Origin of the sequence: Streptomyces flaveolus (assembly GCF_044765825.1) — a bacterium.
In the GTDB taxonomy this organism is placed as follows: Bacteria; Actinomycetota; Actinomycetes; order Streptomycetales; family Streptomycetaceae; genus Streptomyces; species Streptomyces flaveolus.
The window spans coordinates 328,173-352,181 of sequence record NZ_JBIWKU010000006.1; the positions used below are offsets into that span (position 1 = coordinate 328,173).

Below are 24,009 nucleotides of genomic sequence, written 5' to 3' on the forward strand. Positions count from 1 at the left end.
TGCGTCAGAATTGAATGCAGGGCCAGCGCACGCGCCGGCGGGCCTCCGCCTCCGGCTGATCTCACCAAGGGGCACGAATGTCCGGACTGATCGACACCACGGAGATGTATCTCCGCACCATCCTCGAGCTGGAGGAGGAAGGTGTGGTCCCCATGCGTGCCCGGATCGCCGAGCGGCTCGACCAGAGCGGCCCGACGGTCAGCCAGACGGTGGCGCGGATGGAGCGCGACGGTCTGGTGTCCGTGGCGGCCGACCGGCATCTGGAGCTGACCGACGAGGGGCGCCGGCTGGCCACGCGCGTGATGCGCAAGCACCGGCTCGCGGAGTGCCTGCTCGTCGACGTGATCGGCCTGGAGTGGGAGCAGGTGCACGCCGAGGCCTGTCGCTGGGAGCACGTGATGAGCGAGGCCGTCGAGCGCCGCGTGCTGGAGCTGCTGCGGCACCCGACCGAGTCGCCGTACGGCAACCCGATCCCGGGCCTGGAGGAGCTGGGCGAGACGGACGGCGCCGACCCGTTCCTGGACGAGGGCATGGTGTCGCTCGCCGACCTCGGCCCGGGCCCCGAGGGCAAGACGGTCGTCGTGCGCCGCATCGGCGAGCCGATCCAGACGGACGCGCAGCTGATGTACACGCTGCGCCGGGCGGGCGTGCAGCCGGGCTCGGTGGTGAGCGTGACGGAGTCGGCGGGCGGCGTGCTGGTCGGCAGCGGCGGCGAGGCGGCCGAGCTGGAGGCGGACGTCGCGTCCCACGTGTTCGTCGCCAAGCGCTGAGCCCAGGCGTCCGCGCGGGCCGGTCGCGGGGCCGTCGGGCGGACGGTGACGCGGGGGGCCTCGCGCCACGGCGCCGATCCCGTCGATTCCGGGACGGGGTGCGCCGAATCGCAGCGGTCGCGCGCTTCGCGTGCGAGGCTGTCGCGTGAGTGCAGAGGCGTGAGGCTCTGGGCCGTGGTCCGACAGCGATGTCGGACCGGCCGGAGAGGGGGAGGGACATGCCGGAGAGACGGAGAGGGCCCCGGCGCCTTGCGGCGCCGGGGCCTGTCCTCCCCTGTGCTGACCCGGAGCCCCGAGCTCTCAGGGTCAATCCCCTCGGACCGTTTTCCCCGAGCGGTCCGCCTCCCGCTGAAGATCTCCCCGCGGCGACGGCGATCAATCCCTGAGGGGTGTCACTCGAATGAGGGGTGTTGCCCAGCGGGACGGCATTTTCGAATACCCATTCGATACTCTGCGGTTGTCGGACAGGAACGGCCCGTACGACAGGCGCCAGGTATGACAAGCGCGGATACGAAAAGAAGCGCAGGGACGACAGGGCGCAGGCACGACAGGGCGCGACACTTGGGGGTGCCAGGACCTATGGCGCGGCGCATCGACGTGACCGGGGCGGGCGGGGTACGCCTCGCCGCCTGGGAGTTCGGCGACCCTCCCAAGACCGACGGGACGCACGGCACGGATCCGGCGGACGCGCACGGCGGCCTCCCGGGTGTGCTGTTACTGCACGGCCTGATGGGCCGCGCGTCGCACTGGGCGCCCACGGCACGCTGGCTCTCCGCGCGCCACCGGGCCGTCGCCCTCGACCAGCGCGGCCACGGCCGCAGCGACAAGCCCCCACAGGGCGCCTACACCCGGGAGGCCTACGTCGAGGACGTCGAGGCCGCCCTGGAGCAGCTCGGCCTCGGCCCGGCCGTCCTGATCGGCCACGCCATGGGAGCGCTCACCGCCTGGCAGCTCGCCGCCAAACGGCCCGATCTGGTCCGCGGCCTGATCATCTGCGACATGCGGGCCTCCGCGCTCGGCGCCGCCTCGCAGCACGTGTGGGCCGAGTGGTTCAAGGCTTGGCCGGTCCCCTTCGCGACGCTCGCCGACGTGCGCAAGTGGTTCGGCGAGGACGACCCGTGGGTGGAGCGGCCGAACCCGGCCCGGGGCGAGTTCTACGCCGAGGTGATGGCCGAGTCCCCGGACGGCTGGCGCCCCGTCTTCGAACCCGAGCAGATGCTGCGCTCCCGCGAGACCTGGGTGTACGACGCCCACTGGGAGGAGCTGGCCCAGGTCCGCTGCCCCACCCTGGTCGTGCGCGGCCTGGACGGCGAGCTCGGCCGGGCGGAGGCCCAGGAGATGGTCCGGGTCCTGCCGCGCGGCCAGTACGCGGAGGTCGCCGACGCCGGCCACCTCGTCCACTACGACCAGCCGGAGGCGTGGCGGGCGGCCATCGAACCGTTCCTGGACACGCTCGGTGCGTCAGAGTCTCAGGAAATGGGTTGATCTGCCGGGGACGCCTTCCTAGTGTGGCTGTTACTTCGGAAAGGAGGTGGTTCGGCACATGTATGAATACCGGACGGAAGAGGTGGCTGCGGGCTAGCGGCCCGTCACCACACCGAGTGCGGTGCCGGACCAGCGCGTGCGAGAAGCGCGCAGCCGGCCCAATCCCGAGCAGTCACCCGACCCGCGAGTCGCCGGTACGTCCGGCCGGCTCCTCCACGGAGGAACCAGACTCGCGGGTCGTCTGCGTGCTGCGGGACTTCTCGCGGATCAGCCCGCGATGTCCGCGTAGCCCTCGACCTCGCGCGGGTCGCGGGGGCCCGGGCCGGTGTAGCGGGCGGAGGGGCGGACCAGGCGGCCCGTGCGCTTCTGCTCCAGGATGTGCGCCGACCAGCCGGCCGTGCGGGCGCAGGTGAACATGGACGTGAACATGTGGGCCGGGACCTCGGCGAAGTCCAGCATGATGGCCGCCCAGAACTCGACGTTGGTGGCCAGGACACGGTCGGGACGGCGGTTGTGGAGCTCCGTCAGGGCCGCCTTCTCCAGGGCCTCCGCGACCTCGTAGCGGGGCGCGCCCAGTTCGCGGGCGGTGCGGCGCAGGACGCGGGCGCGGGGGTCCTCGGCGCGGTAGACGCGGTGGCCGAAGCCCATGAGGCGCTCGCCGGCGTCCAGGGTCTTCTTGACGTAGGCCTCGGCGTCCCCGGTGCGTTCGATCTCCTCGATCATGCCGAGGACGCGGGAGGGGGCGCCGCCGTGCAGCGGGCCGGACATGGCGCCCACGGCGCCGGACAGGGCCGCGGCCACGTCGGCGCCGGTGGAGGCGATGACGCGGGCGGTGAAGGTGGAGGCGTTCATGCCGTGCTCGGCGGCGGAGGTCCAGTAGGCGTCCACCGCGGCCACGTGCTTGGGGTCGGGCTCGCCGCGCCAGCGGATCATGAAGCGTTCGACCACCGACTGGGCCTTGTCGATCTCGCGTTGCGGGACCATCGGCAGGCCCTGGCCGCGCGCGGACTGGGCGACGTAGGACAGGGCCATGACGGCGGCGCGGGCGAGGTCGGCGCGGGCCTGCTCGGCGTCGATGTCCAGGAGGGGCTTGAGGCCCCAGACCGGCGCCAGCATGGCGAGCGCGGACTGGACGTCGACGCGGATGTCGCCGGAGTGCACGGGGATGGGGAAGGGCTCGGCGGGCGGCAGTCCGGGGTTGAACGCGCCGTCGACGAGCAGGCCCCACACGTTGCCGAAGGAGACGTGTCCGACCAGGTCCTCGATGTCGACCCCGCGGTAGCGGAGGGCGCCGCCCTCCTTGTCGGGTTCGGCGATCTCCGTCTCGAACGCGACGACTCCCTCTAGCCCGGGTACAAAATCGGACATCAGGCGGCTCCTCGTGGTCGTGATGTGTGGCGACCGGCGCGGGGACGAGTGCGGTCGTCCCCAAGGATCCACGGCCGTGTGCCGGCTCGCGGTCCCTGCGGTCACCCGTGTGATGCCCCGTCCGGCGGGCGCTCATCCAACCGGGACGGAACCAGCACGATATCCCCGGGTGTCACCTTTGGGGAGGGGTCGCGGCACTCAGTGCCACTCAGTGACGAAGGACACCGCGGAGCGCGGCCGCGCGGATGCGGCAGGATGGCCGTCGTGACCGACCGCGATGCCGTCCCCTTCGATCTTCCCTCGATGCGCAAGCAGTACCGGGCCGACGGGCTCGCCGAGAGCGAGCTCGCCGCCACGCCCGTCGAGCAGTTCGCGCGCTGGTTCAAGCAGGCCGCGACGGAGGGCGGCCTGTTCGAGCCGAACGCCATGGTGGTCTCCACGGCGGACGCCGAGGGCCGGCCCAGCTCCCGCACGGTGCTCCTGAAGCACTTCGACGAGCAGGGCTTCGTCTTCTACACCAACTACGACTCCCGCAAGGCGCGCGAGCTGGGCGAGAACCCGCACGTGTCGCTGCTGTTCCCCTGGCATCCGATGGCCCGCCAGGTCATCGTGACGGGCGTCGCGCGGCGGACCGGGCGGGACGAGACCGCCGCGTACTTCCGGACCCGGCCGCACGGCTCGCAGCTGGGGGCGTGGGCCAGCGTCCAGTCCGCGGTGGTGCCCGGCCGGGACGCCCTGGACTCCGCGTACGCCGAGCTGGCGGCGCGCTATCCGAAGGGCGAGCGGGTGCCGGTGCCGCCGCACTGGGGCGGGTTCCGGGTGGCGCCGCGCGCGGTGGAGTTCTGGCAGGGCCGGGAGAACCGGCTGCACGACCGGCTGCGGTACGTGGCTCAGGCCGACGGGAGCTGGCGGGTGGAGCGGCTCGCTCCGTGAACCGCCGGGCGGGCCCCGTGGGTGCGGGCCCGGGGTGCGTCAGTCCAGCGCCCCGTCCAGCAGGTCCGCCCACTGGGCCACGACCCGTTCCCGCCGGCCGGCGTCGTCGGTGAGGAGGTTGGCGAGGCCGAGGCCGCGGGCCATGTCCAGGAGGCCCTGGACGGTCTCGCGGACGCCGGGGCGGCTCTCGTCGGCGCCGAGGAGGTCGACGGCGATGCGGTGGGTCTCGCGGCCGACGCGGGCCTCCAGCTCGGTCACCCGGCCGCGCAGCTGTTCCTCGTTGGAGGCGGCGACCCACAGGTGGAGCGCGGCCCGGAACAGGGGCCCGGTGTAGAGGTCGACCAGGGCGGCCACGACGGCGCGGCGGTCGTCGGCCGCCGCGCCCTCGGGGAACAGGGCGCGCAGCGCGCCCGAGCGTTCCTCGGCGACGTACTCGACCGCCGCCGTGAACAGGTCCTCGCGGGTCGGGAAATGGTGCTGGGCGGCGCCGCGGGAGACGCCGGCGCGTTCTGCGACGACGGAGACCGTGGAGCCGGCCCAGCCGTGTTCGGCGAGGCAGGCCACGGCGGCTTCGAGGAGCCGCTGCCGGGTGGCCCGGCTGCGGTCCTGCTTGGGTACTCGCTCGGCACGGTCGGCCGTGCTCACACCACCCATTCCGGATCCCGTCGTTCGAGGAAGGCCGTCATCCCCTCGCGGGCCTGCGGGGAGGAGAACAGCCGGGCCGAGAGCGCGGTCAGGGCGGCCGCGTCCCGGTCGAAGGCCTCCAGCACCCTAGCCGTGAGCAGCCGTTTCGTCTCGGCCAGGCCCTGCGGTGAGGCACGGCGCACACCGTCGAGGACGGGTGCGAGTACGGCGTCCACGTCGTCGCCCGCCGCCGTGACCAGGCCGGTGCGGGCGGCCTCGGCGGCGTCGAAGCGCTCGCCGGTGAGGTAGTGCCGGGCGAGGGCGCGGGGGTCGGTGCGGGGCAGCACGGTGAGGCTGATGACGGCCGGGGCCACCCCGATGCGGACCTCGGTGAAGGCGTACGTCGACGTGCTGGACGCGACGACGACGTCGCAGGCGGCGAGCAGGCCGAGGCCGCCCGCGCGGACGTGCCCGGTGACCCGGGCGATCACCGGTTTCGGCAGCTCCACGATCTGCCGGAGCAGGGCGACGAGGGCGTCCGGGTCGGGCGGGTCCCGCAGGTCGGCGCCGGCGCTGAAGGTGGTGCCGGTGTGGGTGAGGACGACGGCGCGGACGCCGGTGTCCTCGCCGGCCCTCGCGAGCGCGTCGGCCAGCTCGGCGACGAGGGCGGCGGAGAGGGCGTTGCGGTTGTGCGGGGAGTCGAGGGTGAGGGTCTCGACTTCCCGCGCACGCGTGCGGTCGATCAGGGTCACGCGCGGCCTCGCAGTTCACGGCGGAGGATCTTGCCGCTGGCCGCCCGGGGCACGGCGTCGATGAAGGTGACCCGGCGGACGCGTTTGTAGGGGGCGACGCGTTCGGCGACGTACATCATGACCTCTCCTTCGGTCGGCCCTTCGGCGGGCGCCCGGCGCACCACGTGGGCGTGCGGCACCTCGTTGCCGTCGTCGTCGTGGGCGCCGACGACGGCCGCGTCGGCGATGCCGGGGTGGGTGAGGAGCAGGGCCTCGAGTTCGGCGGGGGCCACCTGGAAGCCCTTGTACTTGATCAGTTCCTTGACGCGGTCGACGACGAACAGCCAGCCGTCGGCGTCGACGTGTCCGACGTCCCCGGTGTGCAGCCAGCCGTCCCGGTCGATCATGGCGGCGGTGGCGTCGGGGCGGCCGAGGTAGCCCTTCATGACCTGGGGGCCGCGGATGAGGATCTCCCCGGACTCGCCGGTGCCGAGGTCCTTGTCCGGGTCGTCGAGGGAGACGATGCGCATCTCGGTGCCGGCGATGAGCTTGCCGACGGTTCCGGGCGGCGCGTCGGCCATGGCGTCCAGGGGGACGACGTGGGTGCCCGGGGACAGTTCGGTCATGCCGTAGGCCTGGCCGACGGGCGGCAGGCCGAGCCGCCGGGAGCAGGCGGCGGCGAGCCCCGCGTCCAGGGGGGCGGCGGCGCTGACGACGTACTTCAGCGAGGACAGGTCGTAGTCGGCGACCCGGGGGTGCTTGGCGAGGGCGAGGACGATCGGCGGGGCGACGTACAGGCCGGTGATGCGGTGGTTCTGGATGGCGGCGAGGAACTGCTCCAGGTCGAAGCGGGGCAGGACGACGACGGTGGCGCCGAGCCGCAGCGGGGCGTTCATGAGGGCCGTGAGCCCGTAGATGTGGAACAGCGGGAGCACCGCGAGGATGCGGTCGCCCGGTCCGGCCGCGATGGCGGGCTGCAGCTGGGCGAGGTTGGTGGCGATCTGCCGGTGGGTGAGCATGACGCCCTTGGGGGTGCCGGTGGTCCCCGAGGAGTACGGCAGGGCGGCGACGTCCTCGGCCGGGTCGATGGCGACCTCGGGTTCGGGCGCGGTCGAGGCCAGCATGTCGATGAGGGAGCGGTGACCGGGTGCGCTGTCGCACACGAAGATCTCCTGTACCCCGCCCGCGAGTTCGGCGGCCCGGCGGGCGGTGTCCAGCAGGGGCGAGACGGTGACGATCCAGCGGGCCCGCGCGTCGCCGAGCTGCTTGGCGAACTCCTCCGCCGTGGCGAGCGGGTGCACGGTGGTCACCGAGGCTCCCGCGCGCGTGGCGGCGTAGAAGGCGAGCGGGAAGGCGACCGTGTTCGGGCTGTGCAGGGCGAGGACGTCGCCCTTGCGCAGGCCGGCCTCGGCGAGGGCGGCGGCGACGCGCCGGTGGAACCGGTCCACCTGCTCGTAGGTGAGCGTGGTGCCGTCGGTGCCGTCGATCAGTGCCGGGGTGTTCCCGAAGACGGCGGCCCGGCCGAGCACGGCGTCGTGGATGGGCAGTTCGACGGGCGGGACGTGTGCGTACTCGCTGCGGAACACGGTTCCTCCACGGGGGGCTAGTACGACTTGGGCAGGCCCAGGGTCTGGTGGGAGACGTAGTTGAGAATCATCTCCCGGCTCACCGGGGCGATACGAGCCACGCGCGACGCCGTTATCAGCTGGGCGAGCCCGTACTCGCGGGTGAGTCCGTTGCCGCCGAGGGTGTGCACGGCCTGGTCGACGGCCTTCACACAGGCCTCGCCGGCCGCGTACTTGGCCATGTTGGCGGCCTCGCCCGCGCCCATGTCGTCGCCGGCGTCGTACAGGTGGGCCGCCTTCTGCATCATCAGGCGGGCCAGTTCGAGGTCGATGTGGGCCTGGGCGAGAGGGTGGGCGATGGCCTGGTGGGCGCCGATGGGGGTCTTCCAGACGGTGCGTTCGCGGGCGTACTCGACGGCGCGGGTCAGGGCGTAGCGGCCCATGCCGATCGCGAAGGCGGCGGTCATGACGCGCTCGGGGTTGAGGCCGGCGAAGAGCTGGAGGAGTCCGGCGTCCTCGTCGCCGACGAGGGCCTCGGGGGGCAGCCGTACGTCGTCCAGGACGAGCTCGAACTGCTTCTCGGCGGCGTTGAGTTCCATGGCGATGGGGCGCCGCTGGAAGCCTTCCGCGTCGCGCGGGACGATGAACAGGCAGGGCTTGAGTGTGCCGGTGCGGGCGTCTTCGGTGCGGCCGACGATGAGGGTGGCGTCGGCGATGTCGACGCCGGAGACGAAGACCTTGCGGCCGGTGAGCAGCCAGTCCCCGCTCGCCGGGTCGCGGCGGGCGGTGGTGGTGATGCGGTGGCTGTTGGAGCCGGCGTCGGGTTCGGTGATGCCGAAGGCCATCAGGCGGCTGCCGTCGGCCAGGGCGGGGAGCCACTCCCGCTTCTGGGCCTCGGTGCCGAAGCGGGCGATGACGGTGCCGCAGATCGCCGGGGAGACGATCATCATGAGCAGGGGGTTGCCGGCGGCGCCCATCTCTTCGAGGACGAGGGAGAGTTCGGTGATGCCGCCGCCGCCACCGCCGTATGCCTCCGGCAGGTTGACGCCGATGTAGCCGAGCTTGGCGGCGTCCCGCCAGAAGCGCCTGTTGTCGGTGCCGAGGGTGCGGGGGTGGCTTCTGGCGAAGGCCGATACCGCTTCGCGGAGGGACTTGTGCTCTTCGGATTCGAGTACGGGGGTCATGCGGCTCCTTCGTCTGCGGGTCTCGTCGTGGCTGGTCGCGCAGTTCCCCGCGCCCCTAGGGTGCTTGCACTACCGCCAGGAGAGAGCCGACCGTCACTTGCTGTCCCGGTACGGCGTTCAGCGCGGCGAGTGTTCCCGTGACCGGGGCGGTGATCTTGTGTTCCATCTTCATCGCCTCCAGCCACAGCAGGGGCTGGCCCGCCGTCACGGTCGTGCCCTCGGTCAGGCCTTCCGCGACGCGGACGACCGTGCCCGGCATGGGGGCGAGGAGGGAGCCGGGGGCGTGCTGGGTGGTGGGGTCGGGGAAGCGGGGCAGGGGGGTGAGGACGGTGGTGTTCGCGTGGACCCGGTCGCCGTAGCGGGCGATCTCGTACGTGTGCCGGACGCCGTCCGCTTCGAGGACGACGCGTGCGGCGTCGGCGTGGAGGACGCGTACGCCGTCGGCGGTGAGGCCGTCACGGGTGTGGTGGTAGCGGACCTCGTGCTCCTCGCCCGCCAGCGCGTACCGCTTGACCTGCGGCTGTGACGGGACGTTCCGCCAGCCGCCGCCGAACCGGGAGCGGCCGTGGGCGTCGGCGAGGGCGGCGGCCAGCGGGGCGAGGGGGTCCGGGGCCGGCTCGGTGAGGGCGGCGAGGTGGCGGTCGTAGAAGCCGGTGTCCATGCGGGCGGAGGTGAACTCCTCGTGCCGCAGGGAGCGTACGAGCAGGTCCCGGTTGGTGACCGGGCCGTGGATCGCGGCCCGTTCCAGGGCGCCGGCGAGGCGGCGGACGGCCTCCGCGCGGGTGGGGGCGTGGGCGACCGCCTTGGCGAGCATCGGGTCGTAGTGGACGCCGATGTCGTCGCCGTCGGTGTAGCCGGTGTCCAGACGGACGCCGTCCGGGACGGCGAGGCGGTGCAGGCGGCCGGTCCGGGGGGCCCAGCCCCGCGCCGGGTCCTCGGCGTACAGGCGGGCCTCCACGGCGTGGCCACGCGCGGGCGGAGGGTCGGCTTCGAGGGCGTGGCCCTCGGCGACGCGGAGCTGGAGGGCGACCAGGTCGATGCCGAAGACCGCCTCCGTGACGGGGTGTTCGACCTGGAGGCGGGTGTTCATCTCCAGGAAGTGGGCCCTGCCGTCCGCGACGAGGAACTCGACGGTGCCGGCGCCGGCGTAGTCGACGGCGCGGGCGGCCCGGACGGCCTGCTCGTACAGGTCCTCGGTGAGCGACGCGGTCAGTCCCGGCGCCGGGGCCTCCTCGATCACCTTCTGGTGACGGCGCTGGAGGGAGCAGTCCCGGGTGCCGAGCGCCCACACCGTGCCGTGCGTGTCGGCGAGGATCTGCACCTCGACGTGGCGGCCGTTCTCCACATAGGGCTCGACGAACACCTCGCCGTCGCCGAAGGCGCTCGCCGCCTCCGCGCGTGCGGCGGTCAGCTCGGCGTCGAGGTCGGCCAGCCGCCGTACGACGCGCATGCCGCGTCCGCCGCCGCCCGCCGCGGCCTTGACCAGCACCGGCAGGTCGGCCTCGGTGACCTCGCCCAGGGGCGCGATGCCCATCAGTTCCTTGGCGCGGGTCTTGGACGCCATCGCCTCGATGGCCTCCGGCGGCGGCCCGATCCAGGTCAGGCCCGCGTCGGTGACGGCGCGGGCGAAGTCGGCGTTCTCGGAGAGGAAGCCGTAGCCGGGGTGCACGGCGTCGGCGCCGGCCGTGATCGCGGCCTTCACGATCAGGTCGCCGCGCAGGTAGGTGTCGGCGGACGCCGTTCCCGGCAGCCGGACCGCGGTGTCGGCCACGCGCGCGTGGAGGGCGTGCTCGTCGGCGTCCGAGTACACCGCGACGGTCCGGATTCCCGACTCCCGGCAGGTGCGGAAGACACGGCAGGCGATCTCGCCCCGGTTGGCGACGAGGACGGAAGTGATCACTGGTTCCTCACCCCTCACATTCGGAAGACGCCGAAGCCACCGCGCGCACCTTCGTAGGGCGCGGTGTGGACGGCGGACAGGCACAGGCCGAGGACGGTGCGGGTGTCGCGCGGGTCGATGACGCCGTCGTCGTAGAGCCGCCCGGACAGGAACATGGGCAGCGACTCGGACTCGATCTGCTGCTCCACCATGGCGCGCAGCGCCGCGTCCGCCTCGTCGTCGTACGGCTGTCCCTTCGCGGCGGCCGACTGGCGGGCGACGATGGAGAGCACCCCGGCGAGCTGCTGCGGGCCCATGACGGCGGACTTGGCGCTGGGCCAGGCGAACAGGAAGCGCGGGTCGTAGGCCCTGCCGCACATGCCGTAGTGCCCGGCGCCGTACGACGCCCCCATGAGGACGGACAGGTGCGGGACCCGCGAGTTGGAGACGGCATTGATCATCATCGCGCCGTGCTTGATGATGCCGCCCTGCTCGTACTCCTTGCCGACCATGTAGCCGGTGGTGTTGTGCAGGAAGAGGAGCGGGATGTCGCGCTGGTTGGCGAGCTGGATGAACTGGGCGGCCTTCTGCGACTCCTCGCTGAACAGGACGCCCCGCGCGTTGGCGAGGATGCCGACCGGGTAGCCGTGCAGGCTCGCCCAGCCGGTGGTGAGGCTGGTCCCGTACAGCGGTTTGAACTCGTCGAAGTCGGAGGCGTCGACGATCCGGGCGATGACCTCGCGCGGGTCGAAGGGGGTCCTGAGGTCGCCGGGGACGATGCCGAGGAGTTCCTCGGGGTCGTACGTGGGCGGCTCGGCGGCCGGTGGATCGGCGTACGCCTTGCGGTGGTTGAGGCGGGCGACGACGCGGCGGGCCTGGCGCAGGGCGTCGGGCTCGTCCACGGCGAAGTAGTCGGCGAGGCCCGAGGTGCGGGCGTGCATCTCGGCGCCGCCCAGCGACTCGTCGTCGCTCTCCTCGCCGGTGGCCATCTTGACCAGCGGCGGCCCGCCGAGGAACACCTTGGCGCGCTCCTTGACCATGATCACGTGGTCGGACATGCCGGGGATGTAGGCGCCCCCCGCCGTGGAGTTGCCGAAGACGACGGCGACGGTGGGGACGCCGGCCGCGGACAGCCGGGTCAGGTCGCGGAAGATCGCGCCGCCGGGGATGAAGATCTCCTTCTGCGACGGCAGGTCGGCGCCGCCGGACTCGACCAGGCTGATGCAGGGCAGCCGGTTGGCGAGGGCGATGTCGTTGGCGCGCAGGGCCTTCTTCAGCGACCAGGGGTTACTGGCGCCGCCGCGCACGGTCGGGTCGTTGGCGGTGATCAGGCACTCGACGCCCTCGACGACGCCGATGCCGGTGACGAGGGAGGCGCCGACCGTGTACTCGCTGCCCCAGGCCGCCAGCGGCGACAGCTCCAGGAAGGGCGTGTCGGGGTCGAGGAGCAGCTCGATGCGTTCGCGGGCGAGCAGCTTGCCGCGTTCGCGGTGCCGGGCGACGTACTTCTCGCCGCCGCCCGCGAGGGCCTTGGCGTGCTCGGCGTCCAGCTCGGCGAGTCTGCCGAGCATGGCCTCGCGGTTGGCCCGGTGGTCGGGGCCGGCCGGGTCGACGGTGGTGGGCAGGACCGTCACAGGAGTACCTCCGGGATGTCCAGGTGGCGGGCGCGCAGCCATTCGCCGAGCGCCTTGGCCTGCGGGTCGAAGCGGTGCTGGGCGGCGACGCCCTCGCCGAGGATCGACTCGACCACGAAGTTCAGGGCGCGCAGGTTCGCCAGCACGTGCCGGGTGACGGGCAGGTCGCGGGCCTCCGGGATCAGCTCCCGGAACCGGTCGGTGGTCAGCTCGTGCGCGAGCCAGCGCCAGGCCTCGTCGGTGCGGGCCCACACGCCGACGTTGGCGCTGCCGCCCTTGTCGCCGCTGCGGGCCCCGGCGACGAGCCCGAGGGGCGCGCGCCTGCGGGGCCCCGGCGGCAGCGGCTCCGGCAGGGGCGGCTCCGGTACGGCCGCCGGTACGGCGGTGCCGGGAGCCGGTGCCACGGGGACGCGCCGGCCGTCGTGGAGGACGGCGACGTGGTCGACGCCGTCCTGCGGGACGTAGCCGGCCTCGAAGACCCCGTAGGGCGAGCCCTTGCCGGGGGGCGCCGACACATGGAAACCGGGGTAACCGGCGAGGGCCAGTTCGACGGCGGCCCCGCTCAGTGCCCGTCCGACGGCCTGCTGATCGGCGTCGCGGACGACGAGCCGCAGCAGGGCGCTGGCCGTCTCCTCGGTCGGCGCGTCCGGCCGGTCGGTGCGGACCAGGTCCCAGCGGACGTCGGTGACCTTGGCGAGGGCGGGTTCCATCTGCGCCCGTACGAGGGCGGCCTTGGCCTCGATGTCGAGGCCGGTGAGCACGAAGGTGACCTCGTTGCGGAAGCCGCCGAGGCGGTTGCGGCCGACCTTCAGGGTGGGCGGCGGGGCCTCGCCGCGGACGCCGTCGATCCGTACCCGGTCGGGGCCGTCCTGGGTGAGCCGTACGGTGTCCAGCCGGGCGGTGACGTCGGGACCCGCGTACCGGGCGCCGCCCGTCTCGTACAGCAGCTGGGCGGTCACCGTGCCGGTGTCGACGAAGCCGCCGGTGCCGTCGTGCTTGGTGATGACGCAGGTGCCGTCGGCGTGCAGCTCGGCGAGCGGGAAGCCGGGGCGCCGGACGTCGCCGTCCCGGAAGAAGGCGTAGTTGCCGCCGGTCGCCTGTGTCCCGCACTCCAGCACGTGCCCGGCGACGACCGCGCCCGCGAGCCGGTCGTACTCCGTCGCCGCCCAGCCGAAGTGCGCGGCGGCGGGCCCGGTGACCAGGGCGGCGTCGGTGACCCGCCCGGTGACGACGACGTCCGCCCCCGCGCGCAGGCACTCGGCGATGCCGAAGCCGCCGAGGTAGGCGTGCGCGGCCAGCGCTCCCGGGTGGGCGGCGGTGAGGTCGTCGCCCTCGACGTGCGCGACCCGTACGGGGATGCCGAGCCGGCCGGCGAGGGCGCGTACGGCGTCGGCGAGTCCGGCGGGGTTGAGTCCGCCGGCGTTGGTGACGATGCGGACGCCCCGGTCGTGGGCGAGGCCGAGGCACTCCTCCAGTTGGCGCAGGAAGGTGCGCGCGTACCCCGCGTCGGGGTTCTTGAGCCGGTCGCGGCCGAGGATGAGCATGGTCAGTTCGGCGAGGTAGTCGCCGGTGAGGACGTCCAGGGGGCCGTCGGTGAGCATCTCGCGCATCGCGTCGAAACGGTCGCCGTAGAAGCCCGAGGTGTTGCCGATACGGAGCGGCGCCGTCACCCCTCGGCCCCCTTCGGCTTCCGTCCCGCTCCCGGCGGTCCGGCGAAGGCCTGGGCGATGTCCAGCCAGCGGTCGGCGTCCCGGCCCTCGGCGGTGAGGGCGAGGTCGGCGCGGTGGGCGCGCTGGGTGACCAGGAGGCAGAAGTCGAGGGCGGGGCCGGTGACGCGCTGTTCCCCGTCCTCGGGGCCGTACGTCCACGGGTCGCCGTCCGGTCCGGTGAGTTCGACGCGGAACGGCTCGGCGGGCGGGGTGAGACCGTGGGCCGCGTAGGCGAAGTCCCGGGTGCGCACGCCGATGCGGGCGATGTGTCGCAGGCGGTCGGTGGGCGGGCGCGTCACGCCGAGCGCCTCGGCGACGTCGAGGCCGTGGGCCCAGGTCTCCATGAGCCGGGCGGTGGCCATGGAGGCGGCCGCCATGGGCGGGCCGTACCAGGGGAAGCGGGCGCCGGGGGCCGACTCGCGCAGAGCGGTGCCGAGCCGCCGGCGGCCCTCGCGCCAGTACTCCAGCAGCTCGGCGGGGGCCCGGCGGGCGGTTTCCTCCGCGGCCTCGTCGACGAAGGTGCCGGGCGCGGCGAGGGCCTTCTCCACCAGCGCCTTGAAGCCGTCCTCGTCGGTGACGGCGACCAGGGCGGACCGGTCGGTCCAGGCCAGGTGGGCGATCTGGTGGGCGATCGTCCAGCCCGGGGCGGGCGTGGCGAGCGCCCACTGCTCGGGGCTCAGCGGGGCGACCAGCGCGTCGAGCTCCTCGCTCTCCTCGCGCAGGTCGTCGATCACGGGCGTCGGGTCGGACACGGGCGCTCCCCTCGGGCACGGCGGCGTGCGGCGCGGTGGTGTGGAGCATGGCAGCGGAGGCGTAAACAATCAAGCATGCTTGCATGAATTTCGGCGGGGCCGGGGCGGGGCGTGTCGCCGGAGCGGGGCCGGGGCGGGGCTGGGTTGGACGCGGCGCCCCGGGCCGGGGCGGAGTTGGGTTGGACACCGCGCCCCGGCGGGGGGCGCTGGGGAGGAGCAGGCCGAGAGCCGGGCTGGGACCGAGGCTGGACCCGGCGGGGCACCGGGGCGAAGGCGGGGCCGGGACGCGGACCACACCGGGACCGGGGGGCGGCCGGAACCCGATCGGAGTACCGCGCCAGGCCGGAAGCCGGAGGTGGGGCGGAAGCCGGAACCCGGTCGGAGTACCGCGCCGGACCGGAGGCCGGAGCCGGGGCGGAGGGCAGAGCCCGGCCGGAGGCCCGCGCCGCCGGGGCGGAGGCCGGAGCCGGGCCGGGAAACGTCCCGACCCCCGTGCCGGGTGGGAGCCGGGGCGGGGGCCGGGAGCGGGGGTGTCGGGGAGCGCGGCGTCTACTGGCCGTCGGCTCCCGGGCCCGGGAGGGGCCGCTTCGCGCGGCTTCGCCGGCCCACCTGGGTCCGTACCGCGCCCATGCTCGCCGCCACGACCAGGGCGATGGCGGCCGACTGCGTGGCGGACAGGGCCTGGTCGAGGATGAGGAAGCCGGCCGTCGCGGCGATGGCGGGCTCCAGGCTCATGAGGATGGCGAAGGTCGGCGCGGGCAGGCGCCGCAGCGCGAGCAGTTCGAGCGTGTACGGCAGGACGGAGGAGAGCAGGGCCACCCCGGCGCCCAGCGCGAGCGTCACGGGGTCGATCAGCTTGGACCCCGACTCGGCGATGCCCAGCGGCAGGAACAGCACCGCGCCGACCGCCATGGCGAGGGCCAGCCCGTCGGCCTGCGGGAAGCGGCGGCCGGTGCGCGCGCTGAAGACGATGTACGCGGCCCACATCACGCCCGCCCCCAGCGCGAAGGCGGCACCGGCCGGGTCGAGACTGTCGAAGCCGCCGCCGCTGAGCAGGAAGACGCCGGCCAGCGCGAGCGCGGCCCACACCAGGTTGACCGCGCGCCGGGAGGCGAAGACCGACAGGGCGAGCGGGCCGAGCACCTCCAGGGTGACGGCGGGGCCGAGGGCGATGCGGTCGACGGCCTGGTAGAAGAGGCCGTTCATGCCGGCCATGGCGATGCCGAAGACGACGACCGTGCCCCAGTCGGCGCGGGAGTGGCCGCGCAGCCGGGGACGGCAGACCAGGAGCAGGACGACGGCGGCCACGACCAGCCGCAGGGTCACCACGCCGAGGGCGCCGGCCCGGGGCATGAGGCTCACCGCCAGCGCGGCGCCGAACTGCACGGAGATCCCCCCGGCGAGGACCAGTCCGACCGGGCCGAGGGAACCCCAGCGGCCGGCCGGGGCACCACCCGGCGCGGGCGCGTGGCCGACGGCCTGCGCTGCCTCGGGGCCCGCCGTGGAGGCGGCCGGGGAGGGGGTGCCGGGGGTGGCGCTGGAGGTGCTCACGAGGGCTCCGGGACGGTCTGCGGGTCGACTTTGTTCATCGTGCTGTACGGCACAGTCCAGGGTAATGGACTTAGACAGGCGCGTAGCCCTGCCATGCAACTGTCGGGGGCGGGGTGTGCGGCTGTCAACGGACGTCCGCCTGGCGGGCGGGACCTCCCCGGACGGGTCCGCTCACCGAGGCGGTAGCGTCCGCGGCGTGAGACGACTCCTGGCCCGCCTCTGGCGCCTGCTGCGCCCGCTGCAGAGCCGCATCGTGTGGTTCCTCAACGCCAAGTTCGTCGTCGGCGTGACCGGCGTCGTGCGCGACGACGAGGGGCGGGTGCTGATGCTGAGGCACCGGATGTGGCCGCCGGGCCGCCAGTGGGGTCTGCCGAGCGGCTTCGCGCGCAAGGGCGAGGACTTCCGGGCGACCGTGGTGCGCGAGGTCCGGGAGGAGACCGGCCTGGAGGTGGAGGTGGGCCGGCTGGTCATGCTGACCAGCGGTCTGCGCACCCGTCTGGAGGTGGCGTACGAGGCCCGTCTGCTGGGCGGCGAGCTGCGCCTCGACCCGTTCGAGATCCTGGAGGCCCGCTGGTGCCGCCCGGACGACCTCCCCGAGGGCATCCAGCCGGTGTGCGGTCCGCTGGTGCGGGGCGAGACGGTTCCCTGAGCCGCCCCTGGTGTCGCACGCGCCGGTGCCCGATCAGACGCCCCTGGCCACCCACCTGAGGTGCCGCTTCGTAAAGTGGCCGGGCCGTTTCCTCGGCACCCGTGCGACGCCCGAGTCCGGAGTAGTCCTGGCCATGCTGTTCGACGTCACCCGCGGCGAACTCGCCGACATCTTCGGCGAGGACCGGCTCGCCACCCTGCCCGCCACCGCCTTCCCGCCCCTCGCCGCGGGCACCGAGGGCGCCCGCCTCCTGCAGACCGTCGGCGTCCCCACCGGGACGCTCTCGCTGCGTGAGCCCGACGGGGAATCCGGACGGCTGCCCCTCGTCCGGGACGTCGTCGCCGCCGAGGACTTCGAGGCCGCCTCACGTGACGCGGGCGACTGGCCCGTCATCGGCTGGCTCCTCAACGCCCACCTCGCGCTGGATCCCGGCGGCGGCAAGGTGTACGCCTTCGACCCCGACGAGGAGACCGTGCGGGAACTCCACACGGACGCCTCCTCCCTCGTCCGGGTCACCGTGCGGTTCCAGCGCCTGCTGGACGAGTTCACCTTCGGCGACGACGGTGACGAGGAAGCCGGCTTCGAGCGCCTGGAGCGCGAGGTCGAGCGCGTCCGCCGGGAGACGAACGGTGTCGACCCGCTCCCCTTCCAGGACGACGAGACGCTCTGGTCGGTGGTCGGCGACGAGATCGCCATGGGTCAGCGTTTCCAGGGCGACAGCCCGGGAGCCCGCTCGCTCTACGGGTGATCGCCGGGCGCCGCCGGTCAGCCCATGCTCTTCGCGCCGTCCAGTGACTCGCGGATGATGTCGGCGTGGCCGGCGTGCTGAGCGGTCTCGGCGATGACGTGCATCAGCACCCGGCGCGCCGACCAGTGCGTGTCCTCGAACCACGGGGCCTTCGGCAACGGCTGCGTGGCCCCCAGGTCGGGCACGGTGGCGATCAGGTCGTCGGTCCGGCGGGCCACCTCGGCGTAGTCGGCCAGTACACCGGCCAGCGTCTCACCGGGCAGCATCCTGAACTCGTCGGCCCTCCGGGCCCAGTCGGCCTCGGTCATGGCCGTGAAGTCCCCCATCGCCGACGGACCGTCCAGGATGAAGTCGCCCCACTTCCGCTCGACCGAGGTCACGTGCTTGATCAGGCCGCCCAGACAGAGCTCACTGGCCGTGGTCCGGAGCCCGGCCTGCTCGTCGGTGAGGTCGCGGGTGGTGAAGCGCAGGAAGTGCCGGTGCTTGGCCAGCATCGCCAGCAGGTCGGCACGCTCGTCGGCGACGGCCGGGGCCTCGGTCGCGTCGTGGGTGGTCAGGTCGCGGGTGGTCGTCCCGTCGGAGGTCATGGTCTTTCCGCCTTCCGGTGTTCCTGTTTCGTCGGTCGAGGACCACGCTATGAGCCATCGAGGTCAGACCGTGTCCTACATCACGCGGAAGCAGCAGAGCGCCCGGAGAGGCTCTAGTGGGCGACTCCCCCGCCGCCCATCAGCAGGCCCAGCCCCTCCGTGTCGTCGAAGCTGTCCCCGGAGAGCCGGGTGACGCCCTCGGCGGAGGGTCCGCCGGCCGTGCCGGGCAGCAGGTACGCGACGCCGTCGACCGTGTCGCTGCCCGGCGCGGCCACGACGAGGTCGGCACGTCCGTCGCCGTCCAGGTCGGTGAGGCCCACGGCGCTGCCGAAGTCGGCGTCCCCGCCCGGTGCGGCGCCGAGGTCGTCGCCGTCGAACAGCCGGGCACCCTCACCGCTGAGCCCGTCCGGGCCGCCCGCCAGGAACAGCACCTGCTCCGGGCCCGGCTTCCCGTACACGTCCCAGCGGGGGGCACCGGCCACCACGTCCGCGTATCCGTCGCCGTTGACGTCCCCGGTGTCCAGGGCGACGAGGACGGCGTCCTCGTCCTGGGGTTCTTCGCCGGGCACGCCGGGCGTGTCGCGGTCGACGGTCGTCGTCCGTTTCCCCGGCCCGGCCTCCGACCCGTACACCACCGTCACCGAGCCGGGGCTCGCGTCACCGCCCCGGGGGCTGAGGACGAGGTCGTCGTAGCCGTCCCCGTCCACGTCACCGACCGCGCCCTCGCCCGCGTCGGGGAGCCGCGTGCCCTCGGGCTGCGTGAGGCCGTCCCGGCCCCCGTGCAGATAGCTCACCGGCCGCCTCTGCTCGGCCCAGGGCGCCTCGGGGTCCGGGTCGGCCTCGTGGAAGCTCACCAGGTCGTCGATGCCGTCGCCGTCGAGGTCCCCGGCGAGGAGGTCGCCGTACTTCGCGCTCTCGACGTCCGGCGCGGGCCTGCGCGGCGCGGGAACCCGGTCCGTGCCGGCCGGGGTGCCGTCGCGCCCGAAGGGCCCCTTGAGCAGCCCCTTGTCGGAGCCCAGCCCGAAGACCAGGTCGGGGTGGCCGTCCCCGTCGAAGTCACCGGCGACGAGCTGCTCGTCCAGGATCGGGTCGTTGTCCCAGGCGACATGGCTGACGTCCGTGTCGGGCACCCGGGTGGCGCGCGACAGCCCGTCCCCGGAACCCCACACGATGATCACGCTCGGCTTCCAGTCGAAGACGGAGGCCGCGAGGTCGGTGTACCCGTCCCCGTCGAAGTCGCGGGCCACGACGTCCGTCCCGAAGAAGGCCTCGTCACGGTTCTTCCCGGGAATCCCGGCATCGTCCTGGGTGAGGTACTGGCACCGGCCGATCCCCGTCCCCGCCCCCGTCCCGTACGCCACCTCGATGCTCCCGCCCCCGCTCCCGCCCTCCACGCTGCCCGTGGAGCCGAAGGCCAGGTCGGGGTGCCCGTCACCGTCGAAGTCGGCGGCGCCCTCCGGGGCGGGCGCGGCGGCCGCGGTGCCGTGGGCGCCGGTACCGCAGCCGCGCGGCGAGGCGACGCCGGCCGGCTCGTCGCCGGCGACCACCACCCCCACGGCGACGGCCAACGCGACGACGGCCGCACCGCCCCCGGTCACCCACGCCCGCTTGCCGACCCGCCGCCGCGGCTCCTCCGCTCGATCACCCGAACCGTCCATACGGACGATCACGCGGGGCCCGCGGCCCACGGTTCCACGACGTCCCGCCCGGAGGTCGAGTTCCACCGGCCGCAGGGCCCCCTGAGTCCGACCGTCACTCCCCCGTCAGCCCCTCCGCCAGCACCTCCGCCAGATGCCGCCCCCGCACCCCCGCCAGCTGCTCCAGCTGTGTCCGGCACGAGAAGCCGTCCGCCAGGACCACCGCCCCGTCCGGTGCCTGACGCACCGCCGGCAGCAGCTGGTCCTCGGCGCAGGCGGCCGAGACCTCGTAGTGGCCCTTCTCGAAGCCGAAGTTGCCCGCGAGGCCGCAGCAGCCGCCGCTCAGCTCACCGGTCAGGCCCGCCGCCTCGCGCAGCCGGCGGTCGGCCGCGTCGCCCAGCACCGCGTGCTGGTGGCAGTGGGTCTGGCCGGTGACCGGGCGGTCCACGGCGGGCGGGATCCAGTCGGGGGCGTGGCGCTCCAGGGCTTCGGCGAACGTCAGGACACGGGCGGCGAGCCGGGCGGCACGCGGATCGTCGTGGAGCAGCTCCGGCAGGTCCGTGCGCAGGGCCGCCGCGCAGCTCGGCTCCAGGACGACGACCGGCGCCCGCGTCTCCAGCACCGGCGCCATCAGGTCCAGCGTGCGGCGCATCACCGCGCGGGCGCGGTCCAGTTGGCCCGTGGAGACGTACGTCAGGCCGCAGCAGACCCGGCCCCGGCGGGCGGTCAGCAGGGCGGCCGCCGACCTCGATGCGCCGTCCCCGACGGCCCGGCCCCGCAGCGTCGGGGGGAGCGCCACCCGCAGTCCCGCGGCCTCCAGCACCCGTACGGCAGCCCGGCCCACGGACGGCGACAGGTGCTCGGTGAAGGTGTCGGGCCAGAGCACCACCAGGTCGCCGGACCGCCCGGCGGCCGGACGCCGCCTGCGCCACCACCGCGTGAACGTCTGCCCGGTCAGCCGCGGCAGCTCCCGCTCGCCCGCGATCCCGCCCAGCCGTTTCGCCACCGCGGCCAACGGCCGGACCGAAGCAAGGGCGTTGACGACCGGAGCGGTCCGGGTCCGCGCCGCCCAGCGCAGCCACACCGGCAGCCACCCCATCGCGTAGTGGGCGGCGGGGCGGCGCCGGCCCGCGTAGTGGTGGTGCAGGAACTCCGCCTTGTACGTGGCCATGTCCACCTCGACCGGGCAGTCGGAGCGGCAGCCCTTGCAGGACAGGCACAGGTCCAGGGCGTCGCGCACCTCCGTGGACCGCCAGCCGTCGGTCACCAGCTCACCGGCGAGCATCTCGTGCAGCAGCCGCGCCCTGCCCCGCGTGGAGTGCTCCTCCTCGCCCGTCGCGCGGAACGAGGGGCACATCACCCCGGAGCCGGAGACCGACGCCGTACGGCACTTGGCGACGCCGACGCAGCGCCGCACCGCCGCCGAGAAGTCGCCCCCGTCGGCCGGGTAGCCGAACTCCACGTCCACCGGGTCACGCGGCAGGACGGCGAAGCGCAGGTTCGCGTCCAGCGGCGCCGGGCGCACCAGCATCCCCGGGTTGAGCAGGTCGTCCGGGTCCCAGACGCCCTTGGCCCGCTCGAAGAGGGCCACCGTCTCCTCGCCGTACATCCGCGGCAGCAGCTCCGCCCGCGCCTGCCCGTCCCCGTGCTCCCCGGAGAGGGAGCCTTGGTGGGCCACGACCACGTCCGCCAGCTCCTGCGAGAAGCGGCGGAAGCGGGCCACCCCGGCGTCCGTCAGCAGGTCGAAGTCGATGCGTACGTGGATGCAGCCGTCCCCGAAGTGGCCGTACGGCGTGCCGCGCAGGCCGTGGGCGGCGAGCAGGCTCCGGAAGTCCCGCAGGTAGCCGCCCAGCCGCGCCGGCGGCACCGCGCAGTCCTCCCAGCCCGGCCACGCCTCCGCCCCGTCCGGCATCCGCGTCGCCGTACCGCTCGCGTCCTCCCGGATCCGCCACAGCGCCCGCTGCCCGGCCGGGTCGGTCACCACCAGCGCGTCCACGACATCGGCCGCCCGCACGACGGCCTCCGCACGCGCGCGTGCCTCCGCCGGCGACTCACCGCCCGTCTCCACGAACAGCCAGGCCCCGCCCCGCGGCAGCCCCCGCGTGGACGGCACCAGGTCCACCGCCATGCCCTCCACGGTCAGCGGCCCGAGCGGCAGCAGGCCGGCCGCCGCCTCCGCGGCCCCGGCCTCGTCGGCGTAGCCCAGCACCGCCAGCGCACGCGCGGGTGGCGCCTCGACCAGCCGGACCTCCGCCTCGGTCAGCACGCCCAGCGTGCCCTCCGAGCCGCAGAAGGAGCGGGCGACGTCCGCGCCGTGCTCCGGGAGCAGCGCGTCCAGCGCGTAGCCGGAGATACGGCGGGGCAGGTCGGGGAAGCCGGTGCGCAGCCGCGCCAGGTCACCGTCCACCAGCTCGCGCAGGCCCTCCGGCGCCCCGGCCCAGTCCCGCCCGAGCCGCAGCCGCCGTCCGCGCGCGGTGAGCACGGTCAGCTCGCGCACGCTGTCCGCCGTGGTGCCCCAGGCCACCGAGTGGGAGCCGCACGAGTTGTTGCCGATCATCCCGCCGAGCGTGCAGCGGCTGTGGGTGGAGGGGTCGGGGCCGAAGCGCAGACCGTGCGGGGCGGCGGCCTCCTGGAGACGGTCGAGGACCAGGCCCGGCTGGACGACGGCGGTGCGTGCCCCGGGGTCGAGGGAGACCAGCCGGTTCATGTGCCGGGTGAAGTCCAGGACGACGCCCGTGCCGGTGGCCTGCCCCGCGATCGACGTGCCCCCGCCGCGCGCCACGACCGGCACACCCCGCTCCCGGCACACCTCCAGCACGGCCGCCACGTCGTCGGCGTCCCGCGGCGCCACCACACCGAGCGGGACCCGCCGGTAGTTGGACGCGTCCATGGTGGTCAGCGCCCGGGAAGCGACGTCGAATCCGACCTCGCCCCGGACGGCCCCGCGCAGTGCTGCCTCCAGATCGGTCATGCGTCCAGGATGAGCTCTCGTAGCTCAGTACAGGTCCGCAAGGCGGAGATCTCGTCTCATCGGACGGACATGTCACCGCCCGGTTTCGCCCAGGGGGTAGCCTCCGGCTCGTGGCTGAGATCCAGATTCCTGCTGACATCAAGCCCGCGGACGGTCGATTCGGCGCGGGTCCCTCCAAGGTGCGGGTGGAGGCGCTGGACGCGCTGGCCGCCACCGGTACGTCCCTCCTCGGGACCTCCCACCGCCAGGCCCCGGTCAAGAACCTGGTCGGCACGGTCCGTGAGGGCATCCGCGAGCTGTTCCAGCTCCCCGACGGTTACGAGGTGATCCTCGGCAACGGCGGCTCCACGGCGTTCTGGGACGTCGCGACGCACGGCCTGATCGAGAACAAGTCGCAGCACCTCACCTTCGGCGAGTTCTCCTCCAAGTTCGCCAAGGCGGCCAAGCTCGCCCCCTGGCTGGCCGAGCCGACGGTCGTCTCCGCCGAACCGGGCACCCACCCCGAGGCGCGGGCCGAGGCCGGCGTGGACGTGTACGCGTTCACCCACAACGAGACGTCGACCGGTGTCGCCATGCCCATCAAGCGTGTCGCCGGCGCGGACGAGGGCTCCCTCGTGCTGGTCGACGCGACCTCGGGCGCCGGCGGCCTGCCCGTCGACATCGCCGAGACCGACGTCTACTACTTCGCCCCCCAGAAGTCCTTCGCCTCCGACGGCGGCCTGTGGATCGGCGTCTTCTCCCCGGCCGCCATCGAGCGCGCCGAGCGGATCCACGCGTCCGGCCGGCACGTCCCGGAGTTCTTCTCGCTGCCGACGGCGATCGACAACTCCCGCAAGAACCAGACGTACAACACCCCGGCGCTGGCCACCCTGTTCCTCCTCAACGAGCAGGTGGAGTGGATGAACGGCCAGGGCGGCCTGGACTTCACCGTCCGCCGCACCGCGACCTCCGCGCGCACGCTGTACGGCTGGGCGGAGGACGTGAAGTTCGCGACGCCGTTCGTCACCGACCCGGCCAAGCGGTCCCAGGTCATCGGCACCATCGACTTCTCCGACGATATCGACGCCGCCGCCGTCGCCAAGGTGCTGCGCGCCAACGGCATCGTCGACACCGAGCCGTACCGCAAGCTCGGCCGCAACCAGCTGCGGGTCGCGATGTTCCCGGCGATCGACCCGGCCGACGTCGAGGCGCTGACCAAGTGCATCGACTACGTGATCGAGAAGCTCTGATCA

Annotated in this window: 19 protein-coding genes; 6 read left to right on the top strand and 13 right to left on the bottom strand. The window is 73.9% G+C overall.

The window, feature by feature from the left end; translation table 11 throughout:
- Positions 1–77 precede the first annotated feature (77 nt).
- Complete coding sequence (locus tag ACIRG6_RS20540; RefSeq protein WP_225637286.1) at positions 78–770, top strand: metal-dependent transcriptional regulator; 693 nt, start codon at positions 78–80, stop codon at positions 768–770.
- Positions 771–1,349: 579 nt separating this feature from the next.
- Positions 1,350–2,255, top strand: a complete 906-nt coding sequence (locus tag ACIRG6_RS20545) for an alpha/beta fold hydrolase (RefSeq protein WP_364674035.1) — start codon at positions 1,350–1,352, stop codon at positions 2,253–2,255.
- Positions 2,256–2,522: 267 nt separating this feature from the next.
- Here the strand turns inward: ACIRG6_RS20545 and ACIRG6_RS20550 are convergent, their stop codons facing one another.
- Positions 2,523–3,623: a citrate synthase 2 gene (locus ACIRG6_RS20550; protein WP_239765895.1), complete on the bottom strand. Its 1,101-nt coding sequence runs from the start codon at positions 3,621–3,623 to the stop codon at positions 2,523–2,525.
- Positions 3,624–3,878: 255 nt separating this feature from the next.
- Between ACIRG6_RS20550 and pdxH the strand changes: the two genes are divergently transcribed.
- Positions 3,879–4,556: a pyridoxamine 5'-phosphate oxidase gene (gene pdxH / locus ACIRG6_RS20555; RefSeq protein ID WP_403323925.1), complete on the top strand. Its 678-nt coding sequence runs from the start codon at positions 3,879–3,881 to the stop codon at positions 4,554–4,556.
- Between the two features lie 39 nt (positions 4,557–4,595).
- Here pdxH and ACIRG6_RS20560 read toward each other — a convergent pair whose 3' ends face one another.
- From ACIRG6_RS20560 to ACIRG6_RS20600, 9 genes are all read right to left on the bottom strand, one after another.
- Positions 4,596–5,210 (bottom strand): TetR/AcrR family transcriptional regulator, encoded by a 615-nt coding sequence (locus tag ACIRG6_RS20560; protein ID WP_318213319.1) that lies wholly within the window; start codon positions 5,208–5,210, stop codon positions 4,596–4,598.
- On the bottom strand, positions 5,198–5,932 hold the full coding sequence (locus tag ACIRG6_RS20565) for an enoyl-CoA hydratase family protein (RefSeq protein WP_403323928.1): 735 nt from the start codon (positions 5,930–5,932) through the stop codon (positions 5,198–5,200). Before ACIRG6_RS20565 ends, ACIRG6_RS20560 begins: the two co-directional genes overlap by 13 nt.
- Positions 5,929–7,497, bottom strand: a complete 1,569-nt coding sequence (locus tag ACIRG6_RS20570; RefSeq protein ID WP_403323931.1) for a 4-coumarate--CoA ligase family protein — start codon at positions 7,495–7,497, stop codon at positions 5,929–5,931. Before ACIRG6_RS20570 ends, ACIRG6_RS20565 begins: the two co-directional genes overlap by 4 nt.
- Before the next feature lie 17 nt (positions 7,498–7,514).
- Entirely contained in the window at positions 7,515–8,660 is a 1,146-nt protein-coding gene (locus ACIRG6_RS20575) for an acyl-CoA dehydrogenase family protein (protein WP_364674046.1), read from the bottom strand.
- 55 nt (positions 8,661–8,715) lie between these two features.
- Positions 8,716–10,560, bottom strand: a complete 1,845-nt coding sequence (locus ACIRG6_RS20580; RefSeq protein WP_364674049.1) for an acetyl/propionyl/methylcrotonyl-CoA carboxylase subunit alpha — start codon at positions 10,558–10,560, stop codon at positions 8,716–8,718.
- Positions 10,561–10,574: 14 nt separating this feature from the next.
- On the bottom strand, positions 10,575–12,173 hold the full coding sequence (locus ACIRG6_RS20585) for an acyl-CoA carboxylase subunit beta (RefSeq protein WP_364818158.1): 1,599 nt from the start codon (positions 12,171–12,173) through the stop codon (positions 10,575–10,577).
- On the bottom strand, positions 12,170–13,843 hold the full coding sequence (locus tag ACIRG6_RS20590; protein WP_403323934.1) for an acyclic terpene utilization AtuA family protein: 1,674 nt from the start codon (positions 13,841–13,843) through the stop codon (positions 12,170–12,172). Before ACIRG6_RS20590 ends, ACIRG6_RS20585 begins: the two co-directional genes overlap by 4 nt.
- The gene (locus tag ACIRG6_RS20595) at positions 13,840–14,634 is read right to left on the bottom strand and encodes a TIGR03084 family metal-binding protein (protein ID WP_364674058.1); all 795 of its coding nucleotides are present in this window, start codon (positions 14,632–14,634) and stop codon (positions 13,840–13,842) included. The genes ACIRG6_RS20590 and ACIRG6_RS20595 overlap by 4 nt, the downstream gene beginning before the upstream one ends.
- A 549-nt stretch (positions 14,635–15,183) precedes the next feature.
- Positions 15,184–16,185: an EamA family transporter gene (locus tag ACIRG6_RS20600; protein WP_364674061.1), complete on the bottom strand. Its 1,002-nt coding sequence runs from the start codon at positions 16,183–16,185 to the stop codon at positions 15,184–15,186.
- Between the two features lie 196 nt (positions 16,186–16,381).
- Here ACIRG6_RS20600 and ACIRG6_RS20605 point away from each other — a divergent pair, with 196 nt between their 5' ends.
- Positions 16,382–16,834, top strand: a complete 453-nt coding sequence (locus ACIRG6_RS20605; RefSeq protein ID WP_239770864.1) for an NUDIX hydrolase — start codon at positions 16,382–16,384, stop codon at positions 16,832–16,834.
- A 133-nt stretch (positions 16,835–16,967) separates the two neighbouring features.
- A complete protein-coding gene (locus tag ACIRG6_RS20610; RefSeq protein ID WP_364674391.1) occupies positions 16,968–17,582 on the top strand; it encodes an SUKH-4 family immunity protein in 615 nt (204 codons plus the stop codon).
- Between the two features lie 17 nt (positions 17,583–17,599).
- Here ACIRG6_RS20610 and ACIRG6_RS20615 read toward each other — a convergent pair whose 3' ends face one another.
- From ACIRG6_RS20615 to ACIRG6_RS20625, 3 genes are all read right to left on the bottom strand, one after another.
- Positions 17,600–18,169, bottom strand: a complete 570-nt coding sequence (locus ACIRG6_RS20615; protein ID WP_403323939.1) for a DinB family protein — start codon at positions 18,167–18,169, stop codon at positions 17,600–17,602.
- 113 nt (positions 18,170–18,282) lie between these two features.
- Complete coding sequence (locus tag ACIRG6_RS20620) at positions 18,283–19,827, bottom strand: FG-GAP-like repeat-containing protein (RefSeq protein ID WP_403323942.1); 1,545 nt, start codon at positions 19,825–19,827, stop codon at positions 18,283–18,285.
- Between the two features lie 94 nt (positions 19,828–19,921).
- Entirely contained in the window at positions 19,922–22,777 is a 2,856-nt protein-coding gene (locus ACIRG6_RS20625; protein WP_403323944.1) for an FAD-binding and (Fe-S)-binding domain-containing protein, read from the bottom strand.
- A 110-nt stretch (positions 22,778–22,887) separates the two neighbouring features.
- On the opposite strand from ACIRG6_RS20625, the gene serC reads away from it, so the two are divergent.
- Positions 22,888–24,006 (top strand): phosphoserine transaminase, encoded by a 1,119-nt coding sequence (serC, locus tag ACIRG6_RS20630; RefSeq protein WP_403323946.1) that lies wholly within the window; start codon positions 22,888–22,890, stop codon positions 24,004–24,006.
- The last annotated feature ends 3 nt before the right edge of the window (positions 24,007–24,009 follow it).